General features: G+C 54.6%; 11 protein-coding genes. 1 reads left to right on the top strand and 10 read right to left on the bottom strand.

What is annotated here, in order from left to right:
- Nucleotides 1-163: 163 nt before the first annotated feature.
- The 9 genes from ACY8FN_RS08355 to tapM form a co-directional block, all read right to left on the bottom strand.
- Entirely contained in the window at nucleotides 164-1,036 is an 873-nt protein-coding gene (locus ACY8FN_RS08355) for a Dam family site-specific DNA-(adenine-N6)-methyltransferase (protein WP_042020408.1), read from the bottom strand.
- 70 nt (nucleotides 1,037-1,106) lie between these two features.
- On the bottom strand, nucleotides 1,107-2,696 hold the full coding sequence (locus ACY8FN_RS08350) for an AAA family ATPase (protein WP_463099726.1): 1,590 nt from the start codon (nucleotides 2,694-2,696) through the stop codon (nucleotides 1,107-1,109).
- Nucleotides 2,686-3,768 carry a 3-dehydroquinate synthase gene (gene aroB, locus ACY8FN_RS08345; protein WP_463099725.1) on the bottom strand — a complete coding sequence of 361 codons (1,083 nt, stop codon included), beginning with the start codon at nucleotides 3,766-3,768 and terminating at the stop codon, nucleotides 2,686-2,688. The genes ACY8FN_RS08350 and aroB overlap by 11 nt, the downstream gene beginning before the upstream one ends.
- A 14-nt stretch (nucleotides 3,769-3,782) precedes the next feature.
- Nucleotides 3,783-4,301 carry a shikimate kinase AroK gene (aroK, locus tag ACY8FN_RS08340; protein ID WP_042020402.1) on the bottom strand — a complete coding sequence of 173 codons (519 nt, stop codon included), beginning with the start codon at nucleotides 4,299-4,301 and terminating at the stop codon, nucleotides 3,783-3,785.
- Between the two features lie 191 nt (nucleotides 4,302-4,492).
- Entirely contained in the window at nucleotides 4,493-6,700 is a 2,208-nt protein-coding gene (locus ACY8FN_RS08335; RefSeq protein ID WP_463099724.1) for a type IV pilus secretin PilQ, read from the bottom strand.
- A 16-nt stretch (nucleotides 6,701-6,716) separates the two neighbouring features.
- On the bottom strand, nucleotides 6,717-7,250 hold the full coding sequence (locus tag ACY8FN_RS08330) for a pilus assembly protein PilP (protein ID WP_068977999.1): 534 nt from the start codon (nucleotides 7,248-7,250) through the stop codon (nucleotides 6,717-6,719).
- On the bottom strand, nucleotides 7,247-7,846 hold the full coding sequence (gene tapO, locus ACY8FN_RS08325; RefSeq protein ID WP_101321084.1) for a PilO family type IV pilus biogenesis protein TapO: 600 nt from the start codon (nucleotides 7,844-7,846) through the stop codon (nucleotides 7,247-7,249). The genes ACY8FN_RS08330 and tapO overlap by 4 nt, the downstream gene beginning before the upstream one ends.
- On the bottom strand, nucleotides 7,843-8,421 hold the full coding sequence (tapN, locus tag ACY8FN_RS08320; RefSeq protein WP_042020397.1) for a PilN family type IV pilus biogenesis protein TapN: 579 nt from the start codon (nucleotides 8,419-8,421) through the stop codon (nucleotides 7,843-7,845). The genes tapO and tapN overlap by 4 nt, the downstream gene beginning before the upstream one ends.
- Nucleotides 8,409-9,473, bottom strand: a complete 1,065-nt coding sequence (gene tapM, locus ACY8FN_RS08315) for a PilM family type IVa pilus assembly protein TapM (RefSeq protein ID WP_463099723.1) — start codon at nucleotides 9,471-9,473, stop codon at nucleotides 8,409-8,411. The genes tapN and tapM overlap by 13 nt, the downstream gene beginning before the upstream one ends.
- Before the next feature lie 302 nt (nucleotides 9,474-9,775).
- Here tapM and ACY8FN_RS08310 point away from each other — a divergent pair, with 302 nt between their 5' ends.
- Complete coding sequence (locus tag ACY8FN_RS08310) at nucleotides 9,776-12,253, top strand: penicillin-binding protein 1A (RefSeq protein WP_463099722.1); 2,478 nt, start codon at nucleotides 9,776-9,778, stop codon at nucleotides 12,251-12,253.
- Nucleotides 12,254-12,303: 50 nt separating this feature from the next.
- Here ACY8FN_RS08310 and oxyR read toward each other — a convergent pair whose 3' ends face one another.
- Nucleotides 12,304-13,203 (bottom strand): DNA-binding transcriptional regulator OxyR, encoded by a 900-nt coding sequence (oxyR, locus tag ACY8FN_RS08305; protein ID WP_463099721.1) that lies wholly within the window; start codon nucleotides 13,201-13,203, stop codon nucleotides 12,304-12,306.
- Nucleotides 13,204-13,320: the final 117 nt, after the last annotated feature.

The following is a 13,320-nucleotide window of genomic DNA, read 5'->3' as shown; positions in this document are numbered from 1 at the left end:
GAAAAAGCGGCGCAATTTTAACGTAAAAGGCAGGCGAACACGACTCGAATGCGGGGGAAATGGGGCAATAGGCCAGCGACCCCTTCCCGCCCAAGCTCCGGCGCATCGGGACACGGGCAAGCCACCCCACAAAAAACGGCACCCTTGAGTGCCGTTTGAAGTGTTACGCCAGTGGCAACAGTTCGCTATCGCTGGGGTAGAACCCCTGCTCCGGCTCGATGCCGGGGGGATAGAGCGCCAGCAACTCGGCCACCTTGTTGCGGGTGCCGCCATTACGGCTGATGGTGCGCTTGACCAGGATCTCGTCGAGACGGGCGCCGCGATAGAGCTCCCGGGTCAGTTCGATATCGTGGTTGCTGATCAGCACCGGCACCCCCTTTTCTGCCGCCGTATGGCGCGCCAGACGGGCAAGTACAGCCTGATCATCCAGGGTAAAGCCACCAGCCGCATAGCTGGTGAAGCTGGCGGTGGTCGATAGCGGCACGTAAGGAGGATCGCAATAAATCACCCAGTCCTCTTCGGCACGCTTGATCGCATCGGCATAACTTTCACAGATAAAGGTCGCCTTTTGCGCCTTCTCGGCAAAAGCCCACAGCTCTTTTTCCGGGAAGTAGGGCTTTTTGTAAGAACCAAACGGGACGTTGAAGCCCCCTTTCTTGTTATAGCGGCACAACCCGTTGAAACCGTGTCGGTTGAGAAACAGAAACAGCAGTGCGCGATCGAAGGTCGCTTCGGTCTGATTAAACTGAATGCGCAACCGATAGTAGGCCGCTTTGTGATTGTTCTCTGCCACGAACAGCTTGCGAGCTTCAGCGATGAAGCGATCTGGCGTCAGTTTGAGATGGTTATAAAGACAGATCAGATCCGGATTGATGTCATTGAGCACATACGCATCGTAATCCGTGTTGAGGAACACAGACCCGGCACCGACGAAAGGCTCCAGCAACACACGCCCGGCGGGCAGACGCTCGGCGATCTCTTCAACCAGGGAGTATTTTCCCCCGGCCCATTTTAAAAAAGCGCGTGTTTTCTTCATGGAAATCCGGTGTGTAAGAAGGCAAGAACCAAAAAGGGGGACGATTCTACCCCCTTATTTGGTATCAAGGCTATTGCTTCAACTCTTTTTGTATCTGGGCAAATGACTTGGGCCAGGGCTGACCTTTCAGCAAGGCAGGGGAGAGCTTGCGAATGGCACTCTTGGCCGGATTCAGCCCGGCATAATCCCCTTGCAGCACTACATACCAGGGGCTACCACGGAATTTGGTCTGATAGACCCACACCTTGCCCGTCAAACCATGCTCGGCGACAAACTGATCCACCGCCTTGGTGTTGCTCGCCCCCATTAGCTGGATGCTGTAATGATTACGCGGTTTTTGAGTCAGGGTTGCGACCGGGGTCAACGCCACTTTGGGGGCTGCCACCGCCGCAGGCTCACTGGCGACGGGGGCCGCTGTTGCCACGGGGGGCGTCGCTACACTGGCAGCACTCTGCGCGGGGGTGCTCACCACGGGATTGGCTGGCAACGTGGCGGCCACTGCACCACTGGCAGACATACCGCTCGGGCTCTCGCCAGTCAGCTGGTCGACCACGTCAGTGGGCAGTGCGCCACTCACCTTGGATTCGGTCATCAGCTTTTGCACGACTTCGTCAGAGATCACCACCCGACGCCCTTCGTAATTACCGGATTCGGTGGTCAGGCCTTCATTTTCGACCGACTTTGGCAGCACTTTACCTTCCGGCTGCCAATCCTTTACCACACCATTCGGATTGCTCGCCGGGCGGCTGTCAACGCCTTGAGTCACATTCGCCCCTTGCGCATTGCCAACGGTGAGAGGATCTCCCCCCGATACAGCAACAGGCAGAGCAGTGCTCTGTGCCGGGTCCTGCAGCGCGGGCTTGCTTGCCCCGTCAAATAGCGCCGGCAGCAGATAACTCAACCCCAGCAAGCCACCGGCTACCACCGCGATGGAGATAGCTATTTTCTTGACAGGCAACTCTGCCTGACGCTTCTTGGGTCTTCTGTCGGTCATGATATCCTCCAATAACTGCATGATGGTGGACGGATGCCCATTCGCCGTTTTCAGAATCTCTTCCACGGTCAACTTGGGCAAGAGGGTCGCCGGGATCTTGAGCTCTTTGGCTTTCTCATACAAGAAGATGCGCTGCTCGGGTGGGCTCAGTGGCGACACTTCCAGCTCAAGGGCCGGCATGGCACGCCCTTTCAGCTGCGACTTCTGATCACGGCACCAGCTATCGCTACCTGACACCAAAATGGCCAGCTGATGGGGCGCTGCCAAAGTATCGTTATGACGGATGATCGCCCACAGTTCTGCAGGCAACTCGGCCGGTAACTGATCGGCACGTTCGATCATCAGCAGCAAGGTGGCCGGTTTAGCTCCCTCCAGCATGCGAAAGAAGCTCTCCGCCAGCGCATCCTGTGGGTTGAACAGCGGCCGCGCCACCACTTGTGGCAACAACAATTGGCGCACATCCACCATCTTCATGGCGGGTGTACCAATCAGGCTCACCACCCGTACTTTTTCCGGCAACTTGCCAAGCAGGGATTCACACAAGGTGCCTCGACCACTGCCAGCCTTACCGGAAAGAAATATAAAGGGGTGATTGAACTCAATCAGATGCAGCAGCCGATCAGCCAGCTGCCGCTGGGAAGGAAGGTTAAGCAGTTTATTCGTCACGACCAGACTCAATCACCGCCAATAGTTCAGCATCAGATACATCGGCGACCACTTTTGCATGACCGATACCAACCGGCAACACCAGACGCAGCTTGCCTGCCAACACTTTTTTGTCACGACGCATATGGCGAATGAAGGCGGCAAAATCCATCTCGGCAGGGGCTTGAATTGGCAAATTGGCGGCAAGCAGCAGGGCGCGAACCCGCGCAACGTCCGCTTCACTCATATCGCCACGGGCCTGCGCAGTCCGGGCAGCCAGCATGGTGCCGGCTGATACAGCCTCACCGTGCAGCCAGTTGCCATAGCCCTGTTCGGCTTCGATAGCATGACCAAAAGTGTGGCCAAGATTGAGTAGCGCGCGCACACCGTGCTCGGTCTCATCCTGAGCGACGACGTCGGCTTTGATTTCACAGCAGCGTTTTATGGCATAAGCCAGCGCGGCAGGTTCCAGCTGTTGCAGACGCACCATGTTCTGCTCCAGCCAGCTGAAGAAATCAGCATCCCAAATGATGCCGTACTTGATCACCTCGGCCATCCCCGCGGCAAATTCGCGGGCAGGCAAGGTAGTCAGACACTCGGTATCGATAACAACCTGTTTGGGCTGATAAAAAGCACCAATCATGTTCTTGCCGAGCGGGTGATTAACAGCAGTCTTGCCGCCAACAGAAGAGTCGACTTGGGAAAGCAGGGTGGTCGGGATCTGGATAAAAGGAATGCCACGTTGATAGCTTGCTGCCGCAAAGCCCACCAGATCCCCAATCACCCCGCCCCCCAAAGCGATCAAGGTGGTATCACGCCCATGGTTGGTTTCAAGCAGAGCAGACATGATCTGCTCAAAGGTCGCCAGGTTCTTGTATGCCTCGCCGTCCGGCAACACCAGGTGTTCCACCTGAAATCCGGACAGCAGTGCAGTTACCCGTTCAAGATAAAGCGGAGCCACTACCGAATTGGTAACGATCATGACTCGCTTGCCCTTGATAGTCGATGCCAGCACCTCAGGACGCTGCAACAACCCCGCAGCTATCTCGATGGGATAGCTGCGTTCACCCAGTTCGACCTTCAACCGTTCCATGGACGTCCTCTAGATTACATACCGATCAGCTTTACAATTTGATTGGCAACGATTTTTGCACTCTGATCATCAGTCTGGATGACAAAGTCAGCCACTTCTTGATAGAGGGCATTACGCTCTTGTGCCAGACGCTCCAGCACTTCGCGCGGCGGCTCTTCGGTCTGTAGCAGAGGGCGGCGTTTGTCTCGCTGTGTGCGCGCCAACTGCTTTTCAATGGTGGTTTCGAGGTATACCACGATACCGCGAGCAGAGAGTTTATTGCGTGTTTCACGACTCTTGATGGCACCGCCACCCGTTGCCAGCACGATCCCCTGCTGTTCTGAAAGGTCACCTATGACCTTCTCTTCGCGGATCCGGAACCCTTCTTCGCCTTCAACATCGAACACCCAGCCGATATCGGCACCACTACGGCGCTCAATCTCATGATCTGAGTCGAAAAACTCCATATGCAGTTGTTCTGCCAGATGTCTACCTATGGTGCTCTTGCCCGCACCCATGGGACCTATCAGGAATATATTGCGTTTCTCAGCCATGTCTTTTCGTTAGTAATTACAAACTGTACGACCCCGAAAACAACTCGTTCGGGGTACCTATGAACCTTATCTTGCGATGGATCAGGAGGGGGATTATCTCAATAGAAATCGGGACTGGCAACCGCAGCCCTCACGCCCCTGCCTCATTGGGGCGTAAGGTTATATGTGTTTTACCCTCACATGTAAAGCATTCAAAAGGCGTCAGTGACGATCCGCGGCGTTACAAATATCAGCAATTCCCGCTTTTTGTTCTCACTGGTGGTCTTGCGAAACAGCGCTCCCAATCCGGGGATATCACCCAGCAATGGTACCTTGGTCACATCACTCTTGATGGTTTGCTGATAGATGCCACCAAGCACCAGCGTCTCACCGTTGTTGACCAATACCTGGGTAGTGATGGACTGGGCATTGATAGACACCGCATCTCCGGTACCGGTTGGCACAGTTTCCCCCTTGGTATCCTGAGTGACGGTCAGATCGAGAATAACCCGGTTATCGGGGGTGATTTGCGGCGTAACTTTCAAGCTCAGCACAGCTTTCTTGAAGGTCACTGACGTTGCACCACTGGATGACGATTCCACATAGGGTATCTCGGTACCCTGTTCAATCAGTGCAGGCTTCTGGTTGGCAGTGGTGACTCTCGGGCTGGCAATGATTTCGGCCTTACTCTCTTTTTCCAGTGCCGACAGTTCAAGATCCAGCAAAGTCCCATCAGCCAGACGAGCAACCTGGAAGGCCAGGGTACCAGCTGCATTGGTGACCGGCAGGTTAACGTTCATCCGATCGTCTGCTGATGGCCGGGGATTGATCGCTGAGCCTCCATTGTTATTACCAGAGCCATCATTACCCTCGATAGAACCGGAAGTGCTATTGCCATGGCCATCGTTCTTGGTCACCCCCCAACGGACCCCGAGCGCCTCGTCAAAGCCGTCATCAATAGTGACCATCCTCGCCTCGATGACCACCTGTTTAACCGGAATATCGAGAATATCAAGCATCCGCTTGATGCTGCTGATGACATCTGCCGTGTCCTTGACCACCAGCACGTTGGTTCGCTCATCCACACTCACTGCACCACGGGGAGACAGCAATTTGGTGCTTTGAGAGGAGAGCAAGGCTGCCACTTCCGTGGCCTTGGCGTAGTTTATTTGCAGATACTCGGTATACAGCTGAGCCAGATCGGCGACCTGATTACGACTCTCCAGTTGCTGCTTCTCACGGGTCGCAATCTCCTCCGCAGGAGCCACCAGCAGGATGTTGTTATCCAACCGCTTGTCCAGACCACGTACCTTCAAAATAATATCGAGTGCCTGCTCCCAGGGCACCCCATCCAGACGCAGGGTGATATTTCCAGACACCGAATCGGTGGTCACCAGGTTCAGGTTGTTAAAATCGGCAATCAACTGCAACACGGTTCGAACTGGAATATCTTGGAAGTTCAATGAGATGGGTTTACCTTGATACTGCTTCGCGGCGGTAGCTGCCGTGCGCTTTTTCACCTCGATAATCAACAGTTTGTCGGCCTGATCATAACGATAATCAAACTGGCCATTGATCGACAATTCAAACAGCGTGTCACTGCCCTGCCGAAAGACTTCAACCTGGGATACCGGGGTGGCAAAATCTTGCACATTGATGAGATTAAGCAAACTATCCGGTACGCGGGTACCATGAAATTTGGCCAATACCGTTTGGCCACGACTGCTCACATCAACAGCAGCAGAGCTGTTATCAAGCGTCACCAAAAACTCCCCCTGGCCATCCTTACCACGACGAAAATCGACCCCTGTAACGGTATTGAAATAGGCGCCACTGCCACTGTTCTGATAGTTATTCAGGACCGGCTTGCTGGCGGGAAGCACAACAGGGGCAGATGTCGAGGCAACAGGCATCGACTTTGCAACAACTTGTGAATTAATAAGGGCAGAGGGTGCCACAACTGGCATCGCGGCGGGAGTCACGGCAGACGGTGCGATCAAGGCACTCTCGTTGTTGATCAAAGAAGAGGATGCCCCCTCACCTAACGAGACCAGCAGTTTATTGCCTTGTTGCTGAACCTGATAAGGCGCCAGTTGATCGAGGGCTATCTTGATATCAAGACCAGCCCCCTTCCCTTCTACCTTGATATTATCGACCCCCTGACGCTGGATCGGCAGCGGGTTCACTTTAAGCGCCCCTACCGCACCGGGAACATGCAACAACAGCTGATTGGGTTGGTAAGAGAGACGATCGGTAAAGCCTGTGACCGGCTCACTGAAACTGAGCTCCAGCTGCAACTGATCAGCAAGCAATGGATTGACCTTGATCTCCTGCAGGGTTGCCACTGCCCACGCCTGACTGAAGGCGCTGGCGCAAAACAGCAAAGCCACTTTGGATACACTCTCTATTGTTGTTCTCATTGCTGTTCGTCCCTGATTATTGTTTTTCTTGCACATTGGCCATGGCCAACTGGGTTTCTCTTGTGACCCAGCACCCCTTCCCGTCCGGGATGGTTTCTAGCAAATCCACGGCAGTGTCGGTGATCTTGATAACCCTGCCCTGATCCAGCCCCATGTATTGATTAAGCCCAACCCGCATCGACTGACCATCCGGCGTACGGACCAATGCCCACAACTGACCTTTTTTACCTAGCGAACCTTGCATCGACAAACTGGCAAGCGAGTAGCTCTCCAACACTTCTTTTTCCCTCTCCATCACAGTCTGAGCGCAATCAGGCTTCAGTTTGGCAGTGCTGTCACTCCCGACGCTTGCCTCTGGCTGCGGCATCATAAAAGGGCTGCGCAGCTCTCGCTGCTGATAGCTCATAGGAGAAAAAGGCTTAAGTTCGGGCAAGGGCTCGATAGGGATGGGGGGTCTAGCCTTGACCTGTGCCACATAAGCATCCATATCCTCCTGGCCACCACACGCCGCCAGCAGGAGGGCAGGTAACAACCAGCAGCTGCGTTTCATTGTTTCGGCTCCACAGTTTTACCGTTGTACTTGTAGGTCTTGGCCAGCATCGACATTGAAATCAGGTCTCCCGACTCCTTGTTTTGACCCAGAGTGAAGGAGTCGAGGATCACAATACGGGGCAACGCAGCCATGTCTGCGGTGAATTTGCCAATTTCATGATAACTTCCCACCACTTCAATGCGCATCGGAAGCTCGGTCGAAAACTCGTGCTTGAGTTCCGGCTCCCAGTTTATCCTGTTCAATTTCAAGCCATTATCAGTAGCGATGAAACTCATGTCGTCCAATAGACCGGCCACTTCATGGGTATTGGGTAACTGCTTGAGCTGGGTATCAACCATCTGTTCCAGCTTGACCATTTGCGCCTTGTAGGCCCCCAGATTTGCTGCCAGCATGGCTTTACTTTCAAACTGCCCTTTCAGCTCAGTCTCCTTACCGGTTTCCTGAGTTAACCTGGTCAGCGAATTGGCGATCACATAGTGATAAATGGCTCCTCCGCTCAGCACGCAGCAAAACAGAATAAAGATCCCCTTTGCCCATTTTGGCCAGCTGGTTATGTCATTTAAATCCAGCTCGTTAAGTTGCTGAAGATTCATTGGTTCTCCTTGGCTACATCCGCTGAAACCGCAGCGTTGTTAGCGATCAGGAACATCATGGAAAACTGGCTAAGGGACACGGGTGCAACATCGGCTGCAAAAATAGTACTTATCTTCGACTGTCCCAACCAGCCGGAGGCATCGATCCGCCGCATCATGCTCGCCACCCGGCCATAGGCTTCGGTCTTGCCGTTGACATCAATGGTATTGCTCTGCATGGCTAGGGTATTGAGATAAACCCCATTTGGCACCAGTTCAGGAAGCTGATTAAAGAGGCGAACAGGGACATTACGGCGCATCTGTAATAATTCGATAAGCTCCATTCTATCAATAAGCTCCTTACGGCGCTCTTTTAGCAGGCGAATTTCACCCAGTTGGGCATCCAGAATAGCCATCTCCTGCACCAGTCGCTGATTACGCTGTTGCTGGGTACTTATCTGGCGCTCAACCAACCAGTCGGCGAAAAAACCCAACGCCACCGTCACCAGAACAAACACCCCCAGCAAGGCACCAAACTGTTTCTTCTGCCGCTGCGCCCTGGCTTCACGCCAAGGTAATAGGTTTATATTTGACATGGTGTGAAACTCCTCAGAGCCAACCCGAATGCTGTCATGTACCTGGCGCCATGGGTCAACTCGGCCTCACCTTTCGGTTTACCAAATAACGCGAACAGATCCGGATGCAGCACCTCGCAATTCACCTCTTCCTTGACCTGCACCACCAAGCCGGGCAGCAAACTGCCACCACCGGTCAGTACCAGCGTCGATAGCTCGCGATAACCGGACGAACTGCAAAAAAGCTGGATATTACGGCGTACTTGCTGCAGCAATAAATTGATATGGGGCATCAGCACATCCAGCTCATGATCGACCGGCAAGGTCCCCTTGGTTTTAGCCTGTTCAGCATCGTCCAGGGTCATGCCGTAAAAGGAGGAGAGCGCCTGACTATATTGATCGCCACCAAAATTCTGCAGACGGGAGTAGATCACTTCCCCTTTGATCAACGCCGCAAATGTCATGGCGCTGGCCCCGATATCGATCACCCCGACGGGCCGCTCACTGGTCTGTAATTCTGGCAAACAAGTGACCACAGCACGACCCAGCGCATGGGCCCCTACATCGACCACCTTGACCACCATGCCCGCCTCGGCCAGGGCACTTACCCTGCCGTTGACGCTTTCAGTCCGAGCGGCACTAAGCAAGACATCCTGACGGTCATCATTATTGAGCGTGGGGCCAAGTACCTCAAAATCGAGGCTCACTTCATCGATGGGGAAAGGGATGATCTGCTCAGCTTCCAACTGCACCTGATTCTCCAGCTCCTTGTCGCCAAGACGAGCATCGGTCTGGATAACTTTGGTGATCACGTTGGAACCCGTCACCGCAGTGGCGGCATATTCACTGTTGCCAGCGATCAAGCGTTTGAGGGTTTTGAGAGATTGGCTGACTCGCTCGATATCTTGCAATTGATAATCGACCAGCGTCCCTTTGGGTGTAGGGATATCGGCAACCGATTCGAGATGTAGTTTGCCAGGGCGACCACTGAGAGTGACGGCCTTGATGGTCTGACTACCAAAGTCAATTCCCACCAGCGGCAAAAGAGAACCCTTATTGAATAGCCCAAACATATACACATCCATGCGTTATTGGGTTTTTTTTACTCATACTGAGTGTAGGACACACAATCAGAAGAGTCCTTCACTCATCCTAAATGCTCTATCTATCAATGTCATAAAGTTTATACCGAAAAGTGACCTGGTTCGCTTTCTTGGTGTCGGGTGGCCATCCTTGGTTATTGCGGCCCGTAGTGCTAACCTTTCGCCTCATTTTGAGGTGGGTGGCTTGCCACAGGAAAACCTCGAATTCCCGATGGCAAAAGGGCTATACTCTGCGCCCGTTGGCTAATTTTAAGACGATTGGTAGTTCTTCCATGCTGAAATGGCTCGTTCGCCTGTTTATTGTCATGATGCTAGGTGCTGCGCTGGGTGTTGCCAGCCTCATCGGTATCTACTTCTATATCAAACCCCAACTTCCTGATGTCACCGCACTGCGTGATGTCAAGCTGGCGACCCCTATGCGGGTTTACAGTCGCGATGGGGAATTGATCGCCCAATATGGCGAAATTCGTCGTATCCCGTTGCGTCTGGACGAAATTCCACAACCGATGATCGATGCCGTGCTGGCGACTGAAGATGCACGCTTCTATGAGCACCCCGGCATAGATCCGATTGGTATCATCCGTGCTGCATCAGTATGGGCCGTCTCCGGCCATGCCCGTCAGGGTGCCAGTACCATTACCCAGCAGGTTGCCCGTAACTTCTTTCTGAGTAACGAAAAAACCATCATTCGTAAGGTCAAGGAAGTATTCCTGGCTTGGCGCATAGAGCAAAACCTTACCAAAAACGAGATCCTTGAGCTGTACCTCAACAAAATCCCGCTTGGTTACCGCTCCTTTGGTATCGGTGCTGCGGCTCAGGTTTACTTCGGTAAAGAGGTCAAGGATCTGGGGCTGGACGAGATCGCCATTATCGCCGGACTGCCTAAAGCGCCATCCATGCTCAACCCGATCCGCTCTCCCGAGCGCGCCTTTGCGCGTCGAAACGTGGTGCTGGGCCGGATGCTGGAAACCGGCAAGATCACCCAGGCCCAGTTTGACGAAGCCTCAAAAATGCCTATCAAGGCCCGTTTCCACGGTGCTGAAGTGACCCTCCACGCTCCCTATCTTGGCGAGATGGTGCGGCAAAAAATGCTGGAGCAGTTTGGAGAGGATGCCTACACCATGGGCATTCACATCTACACCACTGTGAGTGCTGAGCGTCAGCGGGCCGCCAGACAGGCACTGTTGGATGGCATCTTTGCCTACGATATGCGCCACGGCTATCGCGGCCCGACGGCACAACTGTGGAAAGCGGGTGAAACCAGCTGGGATTACGAGCAGATCGTCGCTCACCTTGGCAAGCAACCCACTTATGATCCGCTGATGGCGGCGGTCGTCACCAAACTGGGTGATCGCAACGCCACGCTGGTACTCAAGAATGGCAAAGAAGCGGAGCTGGGTTGGGACGGCATCAAATGGGCTCGCTCATTTATCACCGATGACCGCCAAAGCTATGCGCCCAAATCGGCGCGCGATGTACTGAAAGTCGGTGCCCAGATTTGGGTAAGAGCAGAAGGTGAAAATCTGCTGCTGGCGCAAGTGCCCGACGTTAACGCCGCGCTGGTTGCCATGAACCCGAAAAATGGCGCGCTGGAAGCTGTGGTGGGTGGTTTCAGCTTCGAGCTCTCCAAATTCAACCGGGTTGATCAGGCCCGTCGCCAGATCGGTTCCAACATCAAACCGTTCCTCTATGCCACCGCGCTGGAGCATGGCTACACCCTGGCATCTCTTATCAACGATGCTCCCATCAACCAGTGGGATCCGTCAAAAGGTCCGATGTGGCAGCCAAAGAACTCACCGGCCGTCTATGATGGGCCAACCCCGCTGCGCCTTGGTCTGGCAAAGTCCAAGAACGTGATGTCGGTACGGCTGATGCGCGCCATCGGTCTGGATACCTATATCGATGGGCTGACCCGCTTTGGCTTTCCACGCAACTTTATCTCGCCCCATGAATCGCTGGCACTCGGTGCAGCCGAGTTCACCCCGCTGGAGGTGGTTCGCGGTTACTCGGTCCTGGCCAACGGTGGCTTCTTGGTAACCCCTTATTTTATCGACAAGGTCACTGACAGCCAGGAGAACACCCTCTATCAGGCTAATCCTGCCATTGCCTGCACCACCTGCGAACAGCAGGCGATGCCCGAGCAGGATGCAATGCAACAACCAGCAACAGCTGATAACACTGCGCAGCAAGATGGTTCGCTGACCCCTCTCGCGCCAACCATTGCTCCCCATACCATCAGTGCCCAAAGTTCATTTTTGATCACCGATACCCTGAGCACTGCCATCTGGGGTGGTAATGGCTGGCGTGGTACTGGCTGGCGGGCTGCCCGCGACCTGAAACGTCACGACATTTCCGGTAAAACCGGTACCACCAACGAATCACGGGATGCCTGGTTCTCCGGCTATACCCCGGACATAGTCGCCACCTCCTGGATCGGTTTTGACAACCACCAGCGTGGCCTTGGCCGTGCCGAGTTTGGCGGTGGCGCCGCGCAGCCTATCTGGATCGACTTCATGAAAGTCGCCCTCAAGAAGCTGCCCGAGCACAAGATGCCTGTTCCCGAAGGGATAATGACAGTCAAGATTGACAGCGAAACCGGCCTGCTGGCGACCGGTGGTGGCAGCGATGAATACTTCAAGGAAGGTACCGAGCCGACCCGCTACGCAGCGCCCAGCTCGGATGGCAATCAGGTCTATGGCGGTGACAACCCTGATGTGGAAGGGCCCGTCTCCACCGACGATATCTTCTAAGCCGCCCTCGCGGCAGAATCAAAACCGGCAGCCAAGGCTGCCGGTTTTGTTTATTGGGCCAACTGCGTTGCCATCAAGGTGGCGATCGAGGCAGCCAGCTCGTTGAAGCAGGGGCGACGTACCGAGTAGTGGCGATAGAGCAGCGAGATGGTGCGCCCCGGCACAGGATCGACCACCGGCCGATAGCTCACCCCTCCCTCATCATGATCGGCAGGTACTGCCAGCTTGGGGATCAGGGTCATGCCACTGCCAGCCGCCACCATGTTGCGCAGAGTCTCCAGACTGGTGCCCTTGAAGCGCTGATCCTCCCCGATACCGCCGGCAAAACAGAATCCCATCGCTTGATCCCGCAAGCAGTGACCATCCGCCAACATCAGCAACTTTTTGCCCTTGAGATTGCCGAGCGGCACCTGCTTGGCCTGTGCTTCGGGATGATGGCAAGGCACCGCCAGCCACATCGGCTCGTGATAGAGCTGGATTGAGCCAAACCCCTCCATCCCCGGCATCTCCGCCAGAATGACGCAATCCAGTTCGCCCTCTTCCAGCTTCTTTAACAGGGCCTGGGTCTGCTCCTCATAGAGGTAGAACTCCAGTTGGGGAAAACGCTCACGGAGGGTCTGGATGATGCGGGGCAGCAGATAGGGGCCCACGGTCGGGATGAAACCGATGTGGATCTCCCCTGACATGGGTTCGGAGAAGTGCTGGCCGATACTTTTGAGCTCGCGCACCTCTTTGAGTACCCGGCGGGCCTGATGAGCCATGGCGTCACCAGCCGGGGTGAACAACACCTTGCGCGAGGTACGTTCGATCAGGATCACCCCGAGCTCATTTTCCAGCTTTTGTAGCTGACCGCTCAGGGTTGGTTGACTGACAAAACAGCGCTCGGCGGCTTTGCGAAAATGTTTTTCCTCATCCAGCGCCACCAGATATTCGAGATCGCGAAGATTCATACAGCAAGAGTCCTGCCTGGAAATGGGCCATCAGCATGCACAATATCGCCTTGCAGGACAAGTCATCGGCCCCAGACCTGACTCACCCGTCACGGCCCAAATAGCAACAGCCCGATC

The organism is Aeromonas sp. 160P (assembly GCF_055193095.1).
The sequence above is the reverse complement of the archived record's forward strand: the minus strand, read 5'-3'. Positions and strand labels throughout refer to the sequence as shown.